This window comes from Amycolatopsis mongoliensis, assembly GCF_030285665.1.
Taxonomy (GTDB): Bacteria; Actinomycetota; Actinomycetes; order Mycobacteriales; family Pseudonocardiaceae; genus Amycolatopsis; species Amycolatopsis mongoliensis.
The window spans coordinates 8,330,337-8,349,717 of the sequence record NZ_CP127295.1 but is presented as its reverse complement, the minus strand read 5'-3'; the positions used below and the strand labels follow the sequence as shown (position 1 = coordinate 8,349,717).

Below are 19,381 nucleotides of genomic sequence, written 5' to 3'. Positions count from 1 at the left end.
ACCGATCCGAATGTCAGGAGTGCACACGATGACGACTTCATCGGGCGACGTTTTCCAGAACGAACAGGGTTCCGGCCGTGGCGGGGACCAGTTCAACGAGCAGGCTTCCACGGGGGGCTCGGGGAACATTTTCCAGAACGAGCAGGGTTCTGGTGGTTCCGGTGGGAACCAGTTCAACGAGCAGGCTTCGTCGGGTGGTCGTGGGGACATCTTCCAGAACGAGCAGGGTTCTGGTGGTTCCGGTGGGAACCAGTTCAACGAGCAGGCTTCGTCGGGTGGTCGTGGGGACATCTTCCAGAACGAGCAGGGTTCCGGCGGTCACGGTGGGAACCAGTTCAACGAGCAGGCCTCGACGGGCGGGCGCGGCGACATCTTCCAGAACGAGCAGGGCTCGGGCGGTCACGGTGGCAGCCAGTTCAACGAGCAGGCCTCGACGGGCGGGCGCGGCGACATCTTCCAGAACGAGCAGGGCTCGGGCGGTCACGGTGGCAGCCAGTTCAACGAGCAGGCCTCGACGGGCGGGCGCGGCGACATCTTCCAGAACGAGCAGGGCTCGGGCGGTCACGGTGGCAGCCAGTTCAACGAGCAGGCCTCGACGGGCGGGCGCGGCGACATCTTCCAGAACGAGCAAGGCTCCGGCCGCGGCGGCAACCAGTTCAACGAGCAGGCGTCGGCCGGCCACCACGGTGACGTGTTCCAGAACGAGCAGGGTTCCGGTGGTCACGGTGGCAGCCAGTTCAACGAGCAGGCCTCCACGGGCGGTCACGGGAGCATCTTCCAGAACGAGCAGGGTTCCGGTGGTCACGGCGGGAACCAGTTCAACGAGCAGGCTTCGACCGGCGGTCACGGGAGCATCTTCCAGAACGAGCAGGGTTCCGGTGGTCACGGTGGCAGCCAGTTCAACGAGCAGGCTTCGACCGGCGGTCACGGGAGCATCTTCCAGAACGAGCAGGGTTCCGGTGGCCACGGCGGGAACCAGTTCAACGAGCAGGCTTCGACCGGCGGTCACGGGAGCATCTTCCAGAACGAGCAGGGTTCCGGTGGCCACGGCGGGAACCAGTTCAACGAGCAGGCCTCCACGGGCGGCCACGGCAACATCTTCCAGAACGAGCAGGGCTCGGGCCACCACGGCGGCAACCAGTTCAACGAGCAGGCGTCCACCGAGCACCACGGCCACGAGCGCCACGAACACGAGCACGAGCACCACCACAGCGGCGAGCACTACCAGGATCACCACGCCGACCACCACCACGACGTCGACCACTACTGAGCCGGCGTCAGCGGGAAACCAAGCAAGAAAGCACTGAGGCAAGAAAGCACCGAGGAGCGGTCATGCAGGAGCCGAGCGGCGGGGGGCACATCGCCCTCGACACCCTCGACCTCGCCGTCAAGGGAGCGAAGGCCTACGGGCGGGACGATCTCGTCCAGCGCCTCACCGACGCCCGGCGCCTGCTGTCCGAGCCCGACGTCACCGTCTACGTCGTCGGGGAGTTCAAGCAGGGCAAGAGTTCTCTGATCAACGCCCTGCTGACCGCCAAGATCTGCCCGGTCGACGACGACATCGCGACCGCGGTGCCGACCGTCGTCCGTTACGCGCCGGAGTCCGGGGCCCTGGCGACCTACGAGCCGGCCGACCCGTCGTCGCCGCCGTGGACCGAGCGGATCTCCCTCGAAGATCTTCCGTCCCACGTGAGTGAAGCCGGGAACCCCGGCAACCTCCGCAAGCTGAGATCCGTCACCGCGTCGATCAGCCGCCAGCTGCTCTCCGGCGGGCTGGTGCTGGTCGACACCCCGGGCGTCGGCGGGCTCGGTTCGCTGCACAACGCCGTCACCGTCAGCTCGCTGCCGCGGGCGCACGCCGTCCTCTTCCTCTCCGACGCCTCGCAGGAACTCACCGCCGCCGAACTGCGGTTCCTCCGGACGGTGAAGGAACTCTGCCCGACGGTCTTCTTCGTCCTCACCAAGACCGACCTCTACCCGCAGTGGCGGCGGATCCTCGAGCTCAACGCCGGACACCTCGAAGCCTGCGGGATCGCCATCGACACCGTCGCCGTCTCCTCGGAGCTGCGCACCGTCGCCGCCCGCTCGGCCGACCAGCAGATGAACGTCGAATCCGGCTTCCCGCAGCTGGTCAAGCGGCTGCAGGGGGTGGTCGGCGACGCCGAACGATCCGCGCTCAACGCCGTCGGCCTGCACGTCGGGTCCGCGGTCGGCCAGCTGCACGCCGCCCTGCGCGCCCGCCGCACCGCGCTCGCCCACCCCGAGCAGTCCGCCGCGCTCGTCGCGGAACTGAACCGGGTCAACGACCGCGTCGACGCGCTGCGCAGCCAGTCCGCGAAGTGGCAGCAGCTGCTCTTCGACGGCTTCGCCGACATTTCGTCCGATGTGGACTACGACCTGCGCGCCCGCTCCCGCGGTGTGCTGCACGAGGCCGAAGAGGCCATCGAAGAGGGCGACCCGGCCAAGAACTGGGCCGAGTTCGAGAAGTGGCTGCGCCAGCGCCTCGCGAACGAGACGCTCGAGAACTACGCGACCTTCGTCAAGCAGGCCCGCGGTCTCGCGTCCCGCGTCGCCGAGCACTTCGAGCTCGCCGAGTCCCAGGCCGTGCTGCCGCGCGAGGTGCAGGCGCCGGTCCAGGTCGTCGAGGAGATCGACATCGACTCGTCGTTCACCGGCGTCAAGACCCGCGGCACCACCGGGATGGCCGCGTTCCAGAAGGCCTACAGCGGCTTCCTGATGTTCTCCATGCTCACGAAGATGGCCGCGCTGGCCATCCCCACGCCGTTCGGCGTCGCCGCCGGCCTGCTCATGGGCCGCTCCGGTTTCCTCGACGAACGCAAGCGGCAGCTGGAAAAGCGCCGCGGCCTGGCCAAGACCGCTGTGCGTCGGTTCGTCGACGAATTCAACCTCCAGGTCGGCAAGGACTCCCGCGACGCGATGCGGACCGTCCAAAGGGAACTCCGCGACGCCTACAGCGCGCGCGTCGAAGAACTGCAGCGGTCCCTCACCGAAGCACTGGCGAACGCGAAGAAGGCGGTCGTCGAGGACGACACCGCAGCGGCCGAGCTCAAACGCCTCGAAGCCGACATCGAAGCCCTCGAAGTGCTCGGCCGCCGCGCCGACGAACTCACCCTGCGCAGTGCGCCCAAGCCCGTCCCGGCGGTGACGCGATGACCCCGCTCTACGTCCAGGTCCGCGGGTTCGTCGCCCGCGCGTGCGCCGGGTACGCCGGCACGCCGGCCGAGCCGCAGCTGCGGCAGATCGCCGCCCGGCTGGCCGAACCGCTGCGCGTCGCCATCGCCGGGCGCGTCAAGGCCGGCAAGTCCACCCTGCTCAACGCGCTCGTCGGCCAGGAGCTGGCGGCGACGGACGCGGGGGAGTGCACCCGCGTCGTCACCTGGTACCGCAACGGCCCGACCTACCGGATCATGCTGCACCCGGTCCGCGGGATGCCGCGCCAGCTGCCGTTCGGGCGCCTGTCCGGCACGCTCGGCCTCGAGCTCGGCGTGGCGCCCGACGACGTCGACCGGCTCGTCGTCGACTGGCCGTCGCCGGCACTGCGGGCGATGACGCTGATCGACACGCCCGGGCTGGGCTCGGCGCGCTCGGCGGTCTCCGAACGCACCGAGGTGGCGCTGGTCCCCGAGGGCGACGGCGTCGGCACCGCGGACGCCGTGGTCTACCTGATGCGCCACGTCCACGGCGACGACGTCCGGTTCCTCGACGCCTTCCACGACGACCCGGCGCAGCGGCGCCCGGTGAACACGATCGGCGTGCTGTCGCGGGCCGACGAGGTCGGGCACGCGCGGACCGACGCGCTCGACTCGGCGGCGAAGATCGCCGACCGCTACGCCCGCGACTCCCGCGTCCGCGGGCTCTGCCAGACCGTGGTCCCGGTGGCCGGCCTGCTGGCCAGCTCCGCCGCGTCGCTGAAGGAGTCCGAGTACCGCGCGTTCCGGCTGCTGGCCGCCGCGCCGGAGGCCGAGGTGGCGCGGCTGCTGACGTCGGCCGACCGGCTCGTCCGCGCGGAGTCCGAAGCGGACGTCCCGGCGGCCGAACGCGCCGAGCTCCTGGCGCGCTACGGCCTGTTCGGCGTCCGGCTGGCCGTCGAACTGACCCGCGGCGGCCTGGTGACCGGCGCGCGGGCGCTGTCGGGCGAGCTGCTGGCCCGCAGCGGCCTGCACCGGCTGCGGTCCCTGCTGACCACCCAGTTCGCCGCGCGAGCCGACGTGCTGAAGGCGCGTTCGGCGCTGCAGGCGGCGGAACTGGTGTTGCGCGCCTACCCGGACCGCACGGGCGGGCTGCTGCACGAATGGGAGCGGATCGTCGCGGGCGCGCACGAGTTCGCCGAGATCCAGCTGATCGACTCGATCCGGCTCGGCGTCGTGCTCTTCACCTCCGACGAGGCCCGCGACGCGGAACGGCTGCTCGGCGCGGCCGGGGTGGACGTGCCGAGCCGGCTGAACCTGCCGGGGAACGCGGGCCGCGCCGCGATCCGGCAGGCGCTCGGCGCGCAGCTGCTGAGGTGGCAGCGGCGCGCCGAGCACCCCGCGTCCCCGCGCGACGTCCGCGACGCGGCCCGCGTACTGGTGCGCACCTGCGAAGGAATCCTGCTCAGCGAAGCCAGGGCGGAGGTCTTGTCGTGAACGAGCTGCCGAAGAAGATCAAGCGCGCGGCCACGGCCGTCGCCGGCGCCGTCGCGTCGGAGGTGGCCGGCAACCTGCTCACGCCGGGATCGCCCGGCGCGTCGGCGCCCCCGCCCCGGCCGGAACCGGCCGCCGCGGAGACCCCGCACGACGCTCCCGCCCACGAGTACGTGCCCCACGTCGAGACCAGCACCGTCACCCGGGGCGAGGACGGTTCCGTCGAGGCGCGGACCGGCACGGTGTGGCACCCGGAGACCACCGACGGCGCGCCGCTGGAGGACCTGCCGACCGTCGAGGAGTTCGAGCAGATCGACGTCCGGGAAGACGAGTTCGGCAACTTCGTCATCGACGCGACCGAGCGGTTCGTGGTGCACAACCACGGCCACGACGAGGTGTATGTCGACCACCAGCACCTCGTCGTGCCCGGCGACGGGACACCGGGCGACACGGACATCGACGTCGTCCAGGACGCCGACATCGTGATCCACGAAAACGCGGACGGCACGATCACCGTCGAGCACGAGGGTTCGCTGACCTACGAACTCACACCCGACGCACCGGGGCACGGCGACATCGAGGTGTTCCAGGAGGAGACGGTCGTCCTCGACGAGGCCGAGGCCGGCCCGCCGGGGATCGACGTCGAGGTCGGCGTGGACGAGCAGGCCACGGCCGAGGACCCCTTCGGCGAGCCGGCCGGGCCGACCATCCACCAGACCGAGGTGATCGCCGACAAGGGCCGCGGGGCCACGGTGACCGCGTCGGTCACGGCCCCGGCGCCCTCGATGCCCGGTCCGGCGTCGCCGCCGGTCGTGACGTTCAGCCGTCAGCCGTCCACAGTGGACGCTCCGGCGCCGCTGCCGATCGCGGTCGAGACGACGACGCTGGCGGCGTCGAACTCGCTCGCCGAGCACCCGGTGGTGAAGCACAGTTTCGCCACCGACCGCGAGCCGGCCCACCACGACGCCGGTGAGGTCACGGGCACCCGGCCGCACCCCGCGGAGAAGGAACACCCGTTCGAGCCGCCGCGGCACCCCGAGCCGGAGCCCGGCCACCGGCCGGAGCCGGACCCCGTACCGGCCGCGGGCCCGCCGCCGGACGACCCGCCGCCGGAGCCGCACGACCTGCCCCCGGTGGAGCCACCCGGTCCGCCGGGGCACGAAGACCACCTCGGGGAACCGGAGCAGGTTCCGGACGAGCACCCGACTTTTGACCACGTGCACACCGGCGGCGGAGGCTGACATGGGCTACGGACTGGGCATCGACCTCGGCACGACCTTCACGGCTGCCGCCGTCGACAGCGCCGGCCACGTCGAAATGGTGTCGCTGGGCGACCGCACGGCGGCCATCCCGTCGGTGGTGCTGCTGCGGGCCGACGGCAGCGTGCTGGTCGGGGACGCGGCGAGCCGGCGCGCGGCCGTCGAACCGGACCGCGTGGCGCGCGAGTTCAAGCGGCGTCTCGGCGACCCGACGCCGGTGCTGCTCGGCGGCGCACCGCATTCGGTGGCATCGCTGATGGCGCACCTGCTCGGGTACGTGGTGCGGACGGTCGCCGGGCAGCAGGGCGGCCGTCCCGACCGGATCACGCTGACGCACCCGGCGAACTGGGGGCCGTACAAGCGCGAGTTGTTCGAGCAGGTGCCGCGGCTGACCGGGATCGACCACGTCGGCCTGATCACCGAGCCCGAAGCGGCGGCGGCGCACTACGCGGCCCAGGAGCGGCTGGACGACGGCGCCGTCGTCGCGGTGTACGACCTCGGCGGCGGCACGTTCGACGCGACCGTGCTGCGCAAGCGCGGCAGCGGCTTCGAGATCCTCGGTACTCCGGAGGGCATCGAGGGCCTCGGCGGGGTCGACTTCGACGAGGCCGTGTTCGGGCACGTCGACCGGGCGCTCGACGGGAAGCTGTCGCAGATCGACCCGGACGACGCGGGTGCGGTGGCCGCGGTCGTGCGGCTGCGCCAGGAGTGCGTGCTGGCGAAGGAGGCGTTGTCGGCCGACACCGAGACGGCGATCCCGGTGCTGCTGCCGTCGGTGCAGACGGAGGTGCGGCTGACCCGCGGCGAGTTCGAGGAGATGATCCGCCCGTCGATCACCGCGACGATCGGTTCGCTGCACCGCGCGCTGCGCTCGGCCACCCTGCGGCCGGCCGACCTCGGGGCGGTGCTGCTGGTCGGCGGCTCGTCGCGGATCCCGCTGGTGTCCCAGCTCGTCTCGGCCGAGCTGGGCCGCCCGACGGCGGTCGACATCCACCCGAAGTACGGGGTCGCGCTCGGCGCCGCGGCGCTGGCCTCGGGCCGGTCCGGTCTGGTCCAGGCGACGCGCTCCCAGCCGGCGATCCGGCCCGTGCCGCCGCCCCCGGTCCCGCAGCCTCCGGTCCCGCGCGTGCCGGCGCCGCGCGAGGAGACGCGCGAGCTGGCGACGCCCGGGTTCGGCGCGGGCGCACCGCCGCCGTCGCTGGGCCGCGTCAAGACCGACGCGAGCCCGGGCCGGCGGGCCTCGCGCCGCGGGGTCGTCGTGGGGCTGTGCGCGGTCGCGGTGGTGGCGATCGGCGGCGTGGCGGTCGCGGTGAGCAGCTCGGGTGGCAGCCCGGCGGGCGGCACACCACCGGCGACGAGTTCGGCGACCGAGACACCTACGCTGGTGACGGTGCCGTCCCCGGAGACCCCGGCGACGACGCACGTGACGGTGGCGGCCCCGCACACGAACCCACCGGTGACGACCCGGCGCAAGACCCCGCCCCGGACGACGACGCCGACGCGGACGACCACTCCGACGACGACCACCACGCCGACGACCACGACGAGCGCGAAGCCCACGCCGTAGCGGGGGAGGTTCCCGGCGGCGCAAGGGGATCCGCGGCGGCCGGCCCGGGGCGAGGCCGCCGGGCGAGGGGGCCGGGTCGGCGCGTGCGGTTCGGGGGCCGGCCCGGCCACCGTCGGGCCCGGTTGCCACCGAGGGGCCGATCCGGCGCAATCGGAGCGTGTCCCGCCGCGGACACTGATCGCGGGCAGCGCGCTGCCGGCGCGCTCGCGATGCACCGCCTGCGCCGGCGGTAACCTCGCGGCATGGCGGCAGAGCACGTGATCGTGACGTCCACGACCGACTCCGAGACCGCGGCCCGGGAGCTGGCCGCGAAGGCGATCGAGGAGCGGCTGGGCGCCTGCGCGCAGGTCGTCGGGCCGGTGACCAGCGTGTACCGCTGGGAGGGCGAGGTGCGGACCGACCGGGAGTGGCGCGTCGAGATCAAGACGACCGCCGGCCGGGTGGCCGCGCTGACCGAGCGGCTCCGGCAGCTGCACGGCTACGACCTGCCCGAGGTGATCGCGACGCCGATCGAAGGCGGCAGCGCCGACTACCTGGCCTGGCTGACGGCCGAATCCGCTGGCTAGATTCGGAGCATGGAAGACCTCGTTCAGCGCTTCGAAACCCTCACCACCGCCCACCTCGCGGACGCGTGCATCCGCGCCGGCCTCCCGGTGCGCTGCGCCCCGGCGCCGACGCGCGCGGTGGTGCCCGGCGCCCGCGTGCTCGGGCCGGCGGTCCCGGCGCGGCACGTCGGCAGCGTCGACGTCTTCCTGGAGGCCTTCGAGCACGCCGTCGCCGGCGGGGTGCTGGTGGTCGACAACGGTGGCCGCCTCGACGAAAGCTGCGTCGGCGACCTCGTCGTCCTCGAAGCGCGCGCGGCCGGGCTCGCCGGGGTCGTGATCTGGGGCCTGCACCGCGACACCGCCGACATCCGCGCGATCGGCCTGCCGGTGTTCAGCCTCGGCTCGATCCCCACCGGTCCGCTGAGCCTCGGCCCGCGCATCGAGGGCGGGCTCGCCGAAGCCGTCGTCGGCACGTGGCGGATCGGGCCGTCGGACCTGGTCGCCGGCGACGACGACGGCGTCGTCTTCCTCCCGCTGGATCGCGCGGACGAGCTGTTCACCCTCGCCGAGGGCATCCGCGACACCGAACGCCGCCAGGCCGAGCGGATCCGGGCCGGCGAGCCGCTGCGGGACCAGGTCCGCTTCGCCGACTTCCTCGCCGCGCGGGAAGCCGATCCGGGGCTGACCTTCCGCGTGCACCTGCGGGCGGTCGGCGGCGCCATCGAGGAGTGACCCGAACGTGTGATCTTCCGTCGGCGGGGGTATCCGGGCGCCACGGGGGCGTGGGAGGCCAGCATGAACACCCTGATCGGCTTCGGCAGGGACATCGAATACCACTTCGCCCGCGGCCTGCGGGCCTACCTCGGCCGGGTCGCCCGCGCCGTCGGCGTCGGGTTCGAATCGTGTTCGCTCGACCTCCACGTGCCCACCTCCGGCTACGTCGCGATCGAGCGTGAGCTCCCGGATCGGCCGGGCCTCGACCTGGCGCTGATCTGGGACGAGGTGCACGGCTGGTCGGCGGTGACCGAGCCCGCGGGCGGCGGCGCGCCGCAGGTGCTCGCCTACCTCGGCGGGGCCGAAGTCCTGCCGCCACCGCCGGCCGTCGCGCGGTTCGTCGACCGGCTTCCGGTCGCCGGGCCGGCGCGGCCGCCGGTGTTCCGGGCACCCGGCCACCACGAAGATCTCGTCGACCGGCTGCCGGTCACCGGCCCCGAGGGACTGCTGCGGGCGAGCTCGCCCGCGTGGTGACGCGCGCGGGGCGCCTAGGATGGGCCGGCAGCGACCCGTCCACCGAGGGAACCCCGTGAGCAGCGCCGATGAGCCGAGTCCCGTCCGTGTCCTCCTCGTGGAGGACCACGACATGGTGGCGGAGGCGCTGCAGCTGGCCCTCGACCGCGCCGACGGGATCACGGTGGTCGGCCGCGCCCGGTCCCGGGTGGAAGCCGTCGCCGACACGCGCGAGCACGCCCCGGACGTCGTGGTGCTGGACCGGCGCCTCGCCGACGGCGACGCCCTCGGCGTCGTCGCGGAGCTCGGCTCCGGCGGCGCGCGGGTGCTGGTGCTGACCGGGGACGCGCCGCCGTCGGTCGCCGCGCAGGTCGCGAAGGCCGGCGGGGCGGGGCTCCTGTTGAAGTCGTCGCAGCTCGGCGTGCTGGAAGCCGCGGTGCGCGAGGTCGCGGCCGGCGGCGTGGTCTTCGACCCGGAGCCGCAGCCCGAGATCTTCGACCGGCTCACCGGCGCGGCGCTGACCGCGCGGGAACGCGAGACCCTCGACCTGCTCGCGGAGGGCGCCACCACCGAGGAAATCGGGGAGCGGCTCGGCGTCTCCCGCAACACCACGCGCAACCACGTGCAGCGGGTCCTCGGGAAGCTCGGCGCGCGGTCGAAGCTCGAAGCGGTCGCCGTCGCCCGCCGGGAAGGCCTGATCGGCTGAGGCCGGCGCGCTGTGCCGGCCCGGCGCTCATCCGGCAGAGTTGCCGCATGGACGACGAGCTTCGGCCGGGCGAGGACCACGCCACCGTCACGCTGGACGCGGGGGGACGCGTTTCGGGCTGGAGCCCGGCGGCCGAGCGGATCACCGGGTGGCCGGCCGACGAGGTGGTCGGGCGGCGGCTTTCGGTGGCCCGGCCGGCCGACGGGGACCGCGAGAGCGAGGAGTGGTTCCGGCTGCTGGTGCAGAGCGTGCAGGACTACGGGATCTTCATGCTGGACCAGGGCGGGCACATCTCGAGCTGGAACGCCGGTGCGGAACGGATCAAGGGCTGGTCGGCGGCGGAGATCATCGGGCGGCACTTCTCGGTGTTCTACCCGCCGGAGGACGTCGCGGCGGGCAAGCCGGTGCGGGAGCTGGAGATCGCCGCCGAGCAGGGGCGGCTGGAGGACGAGGGCTGGCGGGTCCGCAAGGACGGCACGCGGTTCTGGGCGAACGTCGTGATCACGGCGTTGTTCGACGGGCGGCACCGGCTGCAGGGCTTCGGGAAGGTCACCCGCGACATGACCGAGCGCCGCAACGCCGAGCAGGCCCTGCGCGAACGCCGACGGCTCGTCGGCCACCTCGTCGACGCGCAGGAGGTCGAACGGCGCCGGATCGCCTGGGACGTCCACGACGAGTCCATCCAGTCCATGGTGGCCGTCGGCATGCGCCTGCAGCTGCTCGCCGCCCGGCTGCCGGAGCCGCACGCGAGCGCCGTCGCGGGGCTCGACGAGTCGGTGCAGGCCGCCATCGGCCGGTTGCGGGGCCTGGTGTCCCGGCTGCGGCCGCCGGAGCTCGACCGGCACGGCCTGGTGGAGGCCGTTTCCGGCTACGTCGACGAGGTCGCGGGCCGCTGGGGGCTGGCGCACTCGCTGCGGGACGAGCTCACCGCCGAGCCGTCGCCGGCCGTCGCGATCACCGTGTACCGCATCTGCCAGGAGGCGCTCAGCAACGTCCACCGGCACGCCCGCGCCACCCGGGTCGACCTCCGGCTGTCCACAGTGGACAACGGGACGCTCGTGCGGATCACCGACGACGGCGTCGGCACGGCGGGCGGCGACGCCGGAGCGGGCCACTTCGGCCTGATCGAGATGCACGAACGGGCCGAAGCGGCGCACGGCTGGCTGTCGGTGACGAGTGAGCCCGGCCGCGGCACGTCCGTCGAGTTCTGGCTGCCGACGCTGCCCGAGGTGGCGGGGGCCGAACCGTGACCGAGGTGCTGCGGGTGCTGATCTCCGACGACGACGAGATGATCCGCGCCGTCCTCAGGGAGGTCCTCGACGAGGAGCCCGACATCGCCGTCGTCGCGGTCGCCGGGGACGCCGACGAGGCGATCCGGCTCGCCGAGCAGCACCGGCCCGCGGTCGCGGTCCTCGACGTCCGGATGCCGGGCGGCGGCGGGGCCAGGGCGGCGCGCGAGATCACCCGGCGCTGCCCGGACACCGCGATCCTGGCCTTCTCGGCCTACGCCGACCGGGCGTCGATGGCCGGGCTCGCCGCGGTCGGCGTCACCGAGTACCTGGTGAAGGGCGTGCCGAACGCGAAGATCGTCGAGACCGTCCGGCGGCTGGGGCAGCCGCCGTCGTGAGCGGTCAGCCGGCCGCCCGCGGGCTCATCACCCCGTAGAAGTCCATCGGCAGCAACGTGAACAGCCGCTCCACGGCGCGCGAGCCGCCGGGGTCCACCGTCAGGCGCGCCCCGGTGGCGTCGGCGAGGAGCTGGGCACGCAGCAGCGAGTTGAGGCCCGCGACGGAGAAGAACGTGACGCCGGAGAGGTCGATGACGACCTCGCCGACCGGGCTGTGGATGCGCGAGCGCAGGACTTCGTCGAGTCCGCGCGCGGTGCTCAGGTCGACCTCCCCGGTCACCCGGACCAGGACGGTGCGCGGGCCGGGGCGCGAGACGCGCAGGGACAGGTGACCGCCGGTGGTGATCCAGCCGGTGGTGGTGAGCTCGTGGTCGGCCGAGCGAGGTTCAGGAACCATCGCGGGCACACCCTTTCGTCGGGCAGCGGGGGCGAGCCGGACGTGGGGTCGGAGTGATGCCGGTCAAGGCAGCTCGCCGGCCCGGGCGCGGAAACGTCCGGCAGCGGCTGACGGCTCAACCGTGAGCCCTCAGCATAGTGCATCTGCACTAGGTGGACCACCGAGGCGCACTGCGCCGGGCGGACCGGGCGGAACGTGCCGGTGACCGAGCGGGCGTGACGCCCGCCCCTGGCGGCCCCGCGCCGGGGCCGCCAGGCTGGGCGGGGAGGAAGGAGGACGCATGCCCACCACCGTCGTCAACCTGAAGGGCCACCGCGACGACCCGGACTACGCCGACGTCGTCTACGTCGGGCGGGCCATGCACCGCGGCGGCTGGCACCTGGCGGGGTCGAAGCTGGCCAGCCCGTTCCGGCCCGGTCCGGACGGTTCCCGCGAGGAGGTCGTCACGAAGTACCGCGAGTACCTGCTCTCCCGGCCGGACCTGCTCGCCCTCCTGCCCGGGCTGCGGGGAAAGCGGCTCGGCTGCTGGTGCGTCCCGGAGCTGTGCCACGCCCAGGTGATCGCCGAGATCGCGGATCACGGGCCGTAACGAACCACACCCCCTCCGCGAGTAACCTGGCGACACGAGGGGGTGATCGACGGTGCCCGCGCGACGTCACGGCGGCTTCGATCAGGCTGAACTTCCGGCGGCTCACCGGATCAGGTGGTGGCTCGCGGCGGTGACGGCCGGGCTCGTCGCGGCCGGCTTCGCCGTCGTGCCGTACCTGCCGTTCTTCCAGAGCTGGACGTTCGTCCGCGACCCGAAGGTCGCGAGCGTCATCACCTGGACCGTGCTGCAGACGTCCGTCGTCATCATCTCCGCGGTGCTGACGCTGTACTTCGTCGGCCGGGCCCGCCTGGAGGCCGCCGCCTTCCGCGCCAACCAGATCGACATCCGCCTCTTCGCCGACGAGCGCCTCGAAGGCGACCACGACCGCGAGATCGACTCCGCCGTCGAGCTGACCGCCGCGTTCAAGCGGATCCTCAACGAATCCCGGCTCTACACCCCGACCCCGGTGCCGGGGGCGGGGAGCTCCTACGACTTCATCCAGATCGTCGAGCACGCCGGCGACTCCGCGGAAGGCTGGTGGAAGGCCGCGACCAAGCTGGTCCGGCTCGCCCAGCCACCTGCGGCGTTCACGGTCACCGGCACCGTCCGGCCGGGCAACACCACCGGCCGCCACCAGCTCATCCTGGAGCTCGTCCGCGTGCCGCGGTTCGCCGCGAGCCCGCTGGTGATCGAGGACGAGAACTGGCCGCGCGTGCTGCACCGCGCGGCGAACGCCGTCGCCGCGCTCGTCATCCCGCGCAGCGCCTACGTGCGCACCAACATCCACTGGGCCGCCTGGCGGGGCGCGAAGATCCCGTACGAGCTGTTCGACGCCTACCAGCGCGCCAACCACTTCATCGTCCACCGCCGCTACGACGAAGCCCTCGCCGAGTACTACCGCGCGGTGAGCCTCGACCCGTCGAACGTCTACATCAGACTCGAGATCGCCGCCCTGCAGGAGCAGCTCGACCTGCACCTCGACGCGCTCGCCACGTACGACGACGTGATCACCTTGTGCAGCCGGGGCCACCCGAAGCTGGCGCGCTGGTGGATCGGCCCCGACTTCGCGCGCCAGCCCCGCCACGCGGGCCGCGGGCGCGCCGTCGCGCTGCTGATCGCCCGCTACCGGCACGCGCTCGTCCTCGGTCACGGCGACTCCGTGGCCGGCTCGTGGTGGGTGCGGCGCACGACGGCGGGCGCGCCCGGCGACGCTCGGGCGCTGCGCCGCGCCGAGCTGAGACAGGCGCTGGAGCTGCGCTTCCGCCGGTACGTCGACCTCGACGTGCGCGTGCGGCCGTATGCGATCCCGCCGGACAAGCGGCTCGAGCTGCACCGCCGCGTGCTGCGCGTCCCGGCCGAAGAGCTCGTCGTCCACGAGGCAACGCCGGCGCAGCTGGCCGAATACAACCAGCGCGCCGCCGAGATGCGCTCGTACTTCGGCGCCTTGTCGCAGTACGAGATCGAACGGCTCATCGCGGACTACCGCCGGTTCGGCCGGCGTTGGCGCGGCAGCTGGCAGCAGCTGACGAACCGCGCGCTCGACCTGTCGCTGGTCTGGGCGGTGGTGCGGCGCGCGATGGCGGACGTCGAGCCGGTGACCGGCGCGGTCCCGGTGCCCCAGCCCGCCTACCCGGCCAGCCGCGTGCGGCTGGCCGACGTCTGCCCGGACCGGCGCTGGCCGCCGGACCCGCGGGCGCTCGACGACACCGTCGAAGCGGCGGGCTCCCGCAAGTCGTGGGAGGAGTGCTACAACGCGGCGAGCGTGTACGCCGTCGCGATGCTCGAAGTCGGCCCGCGCGGCGAACGCGATCTCCGCGACCGCGCCCGCAACCCGCGTCTCGAAGGCGAAGCGCGCGACGAAGTGGCCCGCCGCGCGGTCCGCGAGCTGTACCACGCCGCGACGATCAGCCACAGCGGCCGGCTGCCCGAGCGGCGGTCGTGGGTGATGGGGGAGGACCCCGACCTCGTCGCGCTGCGCGGCCACGAGCTGTTCCGCGTTTTCGAGATGGTCACGTTCTCCCCGGATCGCGCCGCGCCGCTGCGACCGCAGCGCGCCCACGTCTGGGAACAGGTCAGCTACGTCCGGCAGCTCGTCGGGGAGATCGCCGGCTGCCGGGCGCACTTCTGGCGCACCCGCGTCCTCGACGACGGGCCGGCGCCGGACGGCCGGACGCTCGACCGCTGGCGCTCGGCCGACCGCGACGCCTGGCGCCGGCTGACCGAGCTCGCGACCGGCAAGCAGGACTGGTACACGCGCTACCAGGCGATCTGCGCGTTCCGCGGGTGGGCGGCCGACTCGGGCTACCCGGGATCGATCGCGGGCTTCCCGCCGTACCGCGAGGAACAGCTGCACGCCCAGCTGCGCGGAGCCGCCGGACGACGGGTGAAGACGGGCCTGGACGCGAACATCGTGGTCCGCGAGTACGTCCGCCTGTGCGACCAGCGGCTCGACCAGCTGGCCGCCGACATCGCCGAGCTCGAACACTCCCTGGTGGCCGAAGACGGCTTCGGCGCCCGCGCGGAGCTGTGGGCGGCGCTCTGCTCGTGGTTCGACGACGACATCGCCGACGGCTCGTCCGCCGGCGAACGGCGCGACCGCTTCCGCAAGTTGCTCCGGCCCTAAGCTGGTGCCCGTGCGAACGAGGCTGCGCCACCTGCGTGCCGACGACCGGGACTACACCTGGCGGGCGACGATCGGCTCCGTGCGCGGCGACGGCGCCGAGCTCCACCGGTGCGTCCGGGTGCGCGTCTGGGGAGCGGGCAAGAACGGCCGCGCGCTGGAAGCCGACCTGCTCTCGAAAGCGACGAGCGCGGGCTGGACCCCGGCCGCGACCGACGGCTCCTACCCGGCGTCCGGCGACGTCCGGCGGCTCGTCGAGCACGCGCGGGCGCTCGGCTGGGACCCCGGCGCGTGCGGCGGCACCTTCCGGCTCACCGAAGAAACCGGGCCGGAGCTCCCGGGCTTCCTGATCACCGACCGCGTGCGCGACCCGGGTGCGCCGGACCCGACCGAGCGGGTCATCCGGGCGTCCGAAGCCTAGGACTGCCGCGTGTAGCGGTGCTTCACCCCGACCGGGAAGTACTCGGGATCGCCGGCCGGGCGCAGGACGACGTCGGGCAGCTGCCGCTCGGCCGGGACGTAGTGCGCGAACTCGCTGTTGAGCCGCCGCAGCTGCTCGCGCACGGCCGCGGCGATCCGGCCGGCGTCGGCGGTCGCGCCCGGCGCCGTCTCGACCGTGATCCGCAGCCGGCGGTCCCGGTCGGCGTCCTCCACCGACTCGATGACGAACTTGCCGGTCACCGTGTCGCTGATGCCGGGCTGCTCCAAGCCGACCGTGACGTTCTCCGGGTAGACGTTCGCGCCGAAGAACGACACGGTGAACAGCGACCGGCCGAACACGTACACGAACGGCAGCTCCGGCCCCGGCGGCGGGGTGAAGCCGTGGCGGGCGCAGAAGTCCAGCAGCTCCGCGTGCGGCAGGAGCCCGCCGTCGTCGGCGATGTGGTAGCGGATCAACGGGATTCCGCCGTCGCCGGTGAAGACGAGCGTGCCCTCGTGCACCTCGAAGAAGCGGCTCGCCGGGTCGTACTGCACGAGCGTCGGGAGGCGCGCGTCGCCGAAGACCTCGCGGGCCAGGTCGGGGTGGCCGGCCAGGAACCGGCGGATGCCCGCCGACACCGGGGTTTCGGTGCCGAGGACACCCGCGTCGGCCGTGCCGTACAGCGACGCGATGTCCCGGACCGGGTCGGCGATCCCGGCGCGCCGGGCCACGAGCTCGCGCCACTGCTCGCTGAAGACCTCGCCCGCCAGCACGAGCTTGATCGCGTACGCGGGCCACTCGACGCCTTCGGCGAGGCCGGTGTCGACGACGTCCTTGACGAACGGCGGGTAGCCCAGCAGCACCACCTGCTCGAAGTGCGGCGCGAGCTCGGGGAGCACGCGCAGGATCTCGGCCTTGTTGTTGCCCGGCGCCACGACGGTGATCGGGCAACCCTTGGCCGCGAGGTGGCGCACGCACGCCGTGGTGAACAGGCCGCCCACCCAGGTGCCGAGCGGGAAGCAGACGACGGCGAGGGTGCTGCGCCGGTCGGCCTCGAAGGCGTCCACCAGGACGGTTTCGAACCGGCGCGCGACGTGCAGCTCGTCCTCGAGCGCACGCGGCCAGATCGTCGGGTGGCCGCTGGAGCCGGACGAGACGGCGATCATGTCGGTGCCGGCGAGCGTGCCGCCGCGGCACAGCTCGGGCAGCGGGTACTTCCGGTGGTAGCCGGCCTTGTCGAGCAGCGGCAGCTTCCGGAAGTCCGCCATGGTGGTGACGGTTTCCGCGTCGATCCCGTGCTCCTGAAGGAACTTCCGGTAGGCGGGCACGGTTTCCGCGGTCCGGCGGAAGAGGTTCAGGACGGGGGGTTCGGACGGTGGTTCCGGCGGGCCGAAGAAGGTGTCGAACGCCTGCCGCACGCGGGTCTGCCGGCCGAGGTCCATGATCGGAGCATAGTCGCGGGCGCGTGTCATGATGAGCGGCGTGAGCACCTCCGCGGAGCAGCAGCCGGCCGGCTCGCCGCTGACTCTCTACCTGGTCAAACGCCTCGAGCTGGTGATCAGGGCGCTGCTCGACGACGCGCTGCGGCCGCTCGGGCTCACGACGTTGCAGTACACCGCGCTGACGGTGCTCGAAGCCAGCGGCGCGCTGTCGTCGGCGCAGCTGGCGCGGCGCTCGTTCCTCCGTCCGCAGACCATGCACGAAATGGTGCTGGCGCTGGAGAAGCGCGGGCTGATCGCGCGGACCCCCAAGCCGGGCAACCGGCGCGTCCTGCTGGCCGGCCTGACCGAGACCGGGCACCGGCTGCTGGCCGACTGCGCGCCGGCCGTGGCGAAGGTGGAGGACGCGCTGCTCGCCGACCTGAGCCCGGGCCAGCGCGCGACGTTCCGCGAGGGTCTCCAGCACGGCATCCTCGCTCTGGGTGCACTGTCCGAGCATCGGCGTTCTCAGGAAGCCTGATTTGAGGCTGGCCTGCGACTGGGGGATCGGCCTCGGCCAAGTGGCGGCCCTGCTCAGGCTTGCTGACACCAAAGCACTAGGCCGGTCGAGTGGTAGCGGCAGGCGGCGCGTAGCTCGTGTGTGGGGACGGGCGTTGGAGGGTAGGTCACAGATCTGCTTTCCGCATTACGGAGGTTCGCCGACAGTGACCAGGGCCAGCGACGAGGGTGGCGCAACGACCGCCGCCCGGCGCTTGCTGGTCCTGGCCGGGGCGGTGGCCGGTTTCTGGCTGGTGTCGTGGTTGCTGTCCGGCCACGCCCAGGCGTCGACGAGCGACGTGAACCCGATCGGCGCGGCGGTGGCCGGCGTCCTGGGCGGGCAGCCGCCGGGTGGGGCGGTCGGTCAGGCGCCGAAGAACGGGACTGGCTCGGGTGTGGCGGCTCCGGTGGCCGGCGGGACCGAGTCGGTGGCGCGCGCGGTGCGTTCTGCCGCGCCGGCGGTTGAGCCGGTTTCGCAGGCGGTGCGGGCTGCCGTGCCCGCGGCTGATCCCGTGTCGCGGGTGGTGAGTTCTGCTGCGCCGGCTGCGCGTTCTGCTCCTCCGGTCGCTGAGCCGGTTTCTCAGGCGGTGCGCTCTGTCGCGCCCGTGGCCGAGCCCGTGTCGCAGGTGGTGCGTTCTGCTCCGCCGGTAGTTGGGCCGGTCTCGCAAGTAGTGCAGTCCCCGGCGTCGGCGGGCGAGCCCGTGTCGCGGGTGGTGAGTTCTGCCGCGCCGGTGGTTGAGCCAGTCTCGCAAGCCGTGCGCTCTGTCGCGCCCGCGGTCGAGCCCGTTTCGCACGTGGTGCGCGCCGCCATGCCGGTCGCCGAGCCCGTTCTGGGATCCGTTGCCCCCGTCGTCGAACCGGGGTCGCGGGTCGTGCGCGCCGCCGTGCCGGTGGTCGAACCGGTCGCGCAGGTGGTGCGGGCTGTCGTGCCCGTCGTCGAGCCTGTCGTGCGGTCCGTCGAACCGCTCTCTCGGGTCGTGCGCGTGGCTGAGCCGGTGACCCGCGTGGTGGATGCCGTCGTCGAGCCCGTGGTGCGCTCGGTCGCTCCCGTCCTCGAGCCGGTCACGCAGGTCGTCCGGACCGTCGCTCCCGTGCTCGATCCGGTCCTCGGCGCCGCCCGGACCTTCGTCCTGCCCGTGGTCGATGCCGTCGGCCCGGTGGTCGAGCCCGTCGCCGATGTCCTGTCCCCGGTGACCGGGCCCGCCGGCGACGTCCTGACCCCCGTCGTCGCCCCCGTGGTCCAGCCGGTCGTCGCGCCGGTGGCCCGAGGCGTCACCCCGGCCGCGCGGGACCACGGGACCGCGCCGCCGATCCTCACCCCGGCCCGCGACGCGAATGACGTGCTGCCGCAAGAGGAAACCGCCCCGAACGCACCCCCCGTCACCGCGGAGGTGACCGCGCCGCTGACTGTGCTGGTGACCGGGCAGGACCGGACGTACAACCGGCCGAGTCCCGCCACCGTCCCCGTCGACGCGCAGGCACGGCCCGCGCTCCACACCACCGCGTCGCAGTCGGCCCGCACCCCGGGGAACGCCCCGGCGCCGCGGTCGCCGGTCCCCGCCGATGCCGCCTGCGGGACTACGCCCACTATCCCGCCGGCTTTCCTCACCCCGGACCCCGGGCCCCACGTCACCCGCGCGGTCACCCGGCCGCACGGGGACTTCCGCCCGCTCTGGCGAGCGTCCGAACCGGGCACCAGCCCCGGCTGACCCTGCTCCGGACCTCCGCCCGTCGCGGTTCCGCGGCGCGATCCGCGCTGCCCGCGACCCAGCACTCGATCTGCAACCCACGCGTGAAGAGGGGC

18 protein-coding genes are annotated in these 19,381 nt (G+C 73.3%); 15 read left to right on the top strand and 3 right to left on the bottom strand.

The features are described from left to right. Window positions 1-37 precede the first annotated feature (37 nt). Window positions 38-1,264, bottom strand: a complete 1,227-nt coding sequence (locus QRX60_RS40040) for a hypothetical protein (protein ID WP_285996663.1) — start codon at window positions 1,262-1,264, stop codon at window positions 38-40. A gap of 68 nt (window positions 1,265-1,332) precedes the next feature. Between QRX60_RS40040 and QRX60_RS40035 the strand changes: the two genes are divergently transcribed. The 10 genes from QRX60_RS40035 (at window position 1,333) to QRX60_RS39990 (ending at window position 11,574) form a co-directional block, all read left to right on the top strand. Next, complete coding sequence (locus tag QRX60_RS40035; RefSeq protein WP_285996662.1) at window positions 1,333-3,174, top strand: dynamin family protein; 1,842 nt, start codon at window positions 1,333-1,335, stop codon at window positions 3,172-3,174. Further along, window positions 3,171-4,646, top strand: coding sequence for a dynamin family protein (locus QRX60_RS40030; RefSeq protein WP_285996661.1), 1,476 nt, complete (start codon window positions 3,171-3,173; stop codon window positions 4,644-4,646). The genes QRX60_RS40035 and QRX60_RS40030 overlap by 4 nt, the downstream gene beginning before the upstream one ends. After that, window positions 4,643-5,884, top strand: a complete 1,242-nt coding sequence (locus QRX60_RS40025) for a RodZ family helix-turn-helix domain-containing protein (RefSeq protein ID WP_285996660.1) — start codon at window positions 4,643-4,645, stop codon at window positions 5,882-5,884. The genes QRX60_RS40030 and QRX60_RS40025 overlap by 4 nt, the downstream gene beginning before the upstream one ends. Window position 5,885: 1 nt before the next feature. Beyond that, entirely contained in the window at window positions 5,886-7,469 is a 1,584-nt protein-coding gene (locus QRX60_RS40020; RefSeq protein WP_285996659.1) for an Hsp70 family protein, read from the top strand. Between the two features lie 242 nt (window positions 7,470-7,711). Continuing rightward, window positions 7,712-8,035, top strand: a complete 324-nt coding sequence (cutA, locus tag QRX60_RS40015; RefSeq protein WP_285996658.1) for a divalent-cation tolerance protein CutA — start codon at window positions 7,712-7,714, stop codon at window positions 8,033-8,035. Window positions 8,036-8,044: 9 nt separating this feature from the next. Further along, window positions 8,045-8,746, top strand: coding sequence for an RraA family protein (locus QRX60_RS40010; RefSeq protein ID WP_285996657.1), 702 nt, complete (start codon window positions 8,045-8,047; stop codon window positions 8,744-8,746). Window positions 8,747-8,809: 63 nt separating this feature from the next. Next, entirely contained in the window at window positions 8,810-9,262 is a 453-nt protein-coding gene (locus tag QRX60_RS40005; protein WP_285996656.1) for a DUF6292 family protein, read from the top strand. Window positions 9,263-9,317: 55 nt separating this feature from the next. Then, window positions 9,318-9,947 (top strand): response regulator transcription factor, encoded by a 630-nt coding sequence (locus QRX60_RS40000; protein WP_285996655.1) that lies wholly within the window; start codon window positions 9,318-9,320, stop codon window positions 9,945-9,947. Window positions 9,948-9,994: 47 nt separating this feature from the next. Beyond that, complete coding sequence (locus QRX60_RS39995; RefSeq protein WP_285996654.1) at window positions 9,995-11,197, top strand: PAS domain S-box protein; 1,203 nt, start codon at window positions 9,995-9,997, stop codon at window positions 11,195-11,197. Then, a complete protein-coding gene (locus QRX60_RS39990) occupies window positions 11,194-11,574 on the top strand; it encodes a response regulator (protein ID WP_285996653.1) in 381 nt (126 codons plus the stop codon). The genes QRX60_RS39995 and QRX60_RS39990 overlap by 4 nt, the downstream gene beginning before the upstream one ends. 4 nt (window positions 11,575-11,578) lie before the next feature. On the opposite strand, the gene QRX60_RS39985 is transcribed toward QRX60_RS39990, so the two are convergent. Next, window positions 11,579-11,971: an STAS domain-containing protein gene (locus QRX60_RS39985; protein WP_285996652.1), complete on the bottom strand. Its 393-nt coding sequence runs from the start codon at window positions 11,969-11,971 to the stop codon at window positions 11,579-11,581. A gap of 280 nt (window positions 11,972-12,251) precedes the next feature. On the opposite strand from QRX60_RS39985, the gene QRX60_RS39980 reads away from it, so the two are divergent. The 3 genes from QRX60_RS39980 (at window position 12,252) to QRX60_RS39970 (ending at window position 15,601) form a co-directional block, all read left to right on the top strand. Then, entirely contained in the window at window positions 12,252-12,560 is a 309-nt protein-coding gene (locus QRX60_RS39980; RefSeq protein WP_285996651.1) for a DUF4326 domain-containing protein, read from the top strand. Between the two features lie 130 nt (window positions 12,561-12,690). Further along, window positions 12,691-15,183: a tetratricopeptide repeat protein gene (locus QRX60_RS39975; RefSeq protein ID WP_285996650.1), complete on the top strand. Its 2,493-nt coding sequence runs from the start codon at window positions 12,691-12,693 to the stop codon at window positions 15,181-15,183. A gap of 10 nt (window positions 15,184-15,193) precedes the next feature. Then, on the top strand, window positions 15,194-15,601 hold the full coding sequence (locus QRX60_RS39970; protein ID WP_285996649.1) for a hypothetical protein: 408 nt from the start codon (window positions 15,194-15,196) through the stop codon (window positions 15,599-15,601). On the opposite strand, the gene QRX60_RS39965 is transcribed toward QRX60_RS39970, so the two are convergent. Beyond that, on the bottom strand, window positions 15,598-17,043 hold the full coding sequence (locus tag QRX60_RS39965; RefSeq protein ID WP_285996648.1) for a phenylacetate--CoA ligase family protein: 1,446 nt from the start codon (window positions 17,041-17,043) through the stop codon (window positions 15,598-15,600). The genes QRX60_RS39970 and QRX60_RS39965 overlap by 4 nt on opposite strands. Window positions 17,044-17,071: 28 nt before the next feature. On the opposite strand from QRX60_RS39965, the gene QRX60_RS39960 reads away from it, so the two are divergent. Together QRX60_RS39960 and QRX60_RS39955 are read left to right on the top strand one after the other, a co-directional pair. Next, window positions 17,072-17,560 carry a MarR family winged helix-turn-helix transcriptional regulator gene (locus tag QRX60_RS39960; RefSeq protein ID WP_285996647.1) on the top strand — a complete coding sequence of 163 codons (489 nt, stop codon included), beginning with the start codon at window positions 17,072-17,074 and terminating at the stop codon, window positions 17,558-17,560. A 184-nt stretch (window positions 17,561-17,744) separates the two neighbouring features. Beyond that, window positions 17,745-19,286, top strand: a complete 1,542-nt coding sequence (locus QRX60_RS39955) for a hypothetical protein (protein ID WP_285996646.1) — start codon at window positions 17,745-17,747, stop codon at window positions 19,284-19,286. Window positions 19,287-19,381 lie beyond the last annotated feature (95 nt).

Bases quoted from the DNA above. Each gene is read 5' to 3' on its own strand.
- QRX60_RS40035 (WP_285996662.1), top strand. From the start codon at position 1,333: ATGCAGGAGCCGAGCGGCGGGGGGCACATCGCCCTCGACACCCTCGAC.
- QRX60_RS40030 (WP_285996661.1), top strand. From the start codon at position 3,171: ATGACCCCGCTCTACGTCCAGGTCCGCGGGTTCGTCGCCCGCGCGTGC.
- QRX60_RS40020 (WP_285996659.1), top strand. From the start codon at position 5,886: ATGGGCTACGGACTGGGCATCGACCTCGGCACGACCTTCACGGCTGCC.
- cutA (WP_285996658.1), top strand. From the start codon at position 7,712: ATGGCGGCAGAGCACGTGATCGTGACGTCCACGACCGACTCCGAGACC.
- QRX60_RS40010 (WP_285996657.1), top strand. From the start codon at position 8,045: ATGGAAGACCTCGTTCAGCGCTTCGAAACCCTCACCACCGCCCACCTC.
- QRX60_RS40005 (WP_285996656.1), top strand. From the start codon at position 8,810: ATGAACACCCTGATCGGCTTCGGCAGGGACATCGAATACCACTTCGCC.
- QRX60_RS39995 (WP_285996654.1), top strand. From the start codon at position 9,995: ATGGACGACGAGCTTCGGCCGGGCGAGGACCACGCCACCGTCACGCTG.
- QRX60_RS39985 (WP_285996652.1), bottom strand. From the start codon at position 11,971: ATGGTTCCTGAACCTCGCTCGGCCGACCACGAGCTCACCACCACCGGC.
- QRX60_RS39980 (WP_285996651.1), top strand. From the start codon at position 12,252: ATGCCCACCACCGTCGTCAACCTGAAGGGCCACCGCGACGACCCGGAC.
- QRX60_RS39965 (WP_285996648.1), bottom strand. From the start codon at position 17,043: ATGGACCTCGGCCGGCAGACCCGCGTGCGGCAGGCGTTCGACACCTTC.
- QRX60_RS39960 (WP_285996647.1), top strand. From the start codon at position 17,072: ATGATGAGCGGCGTGAGCACCTCCGCGGAGCAGCAGCCGGCCGGCTCG.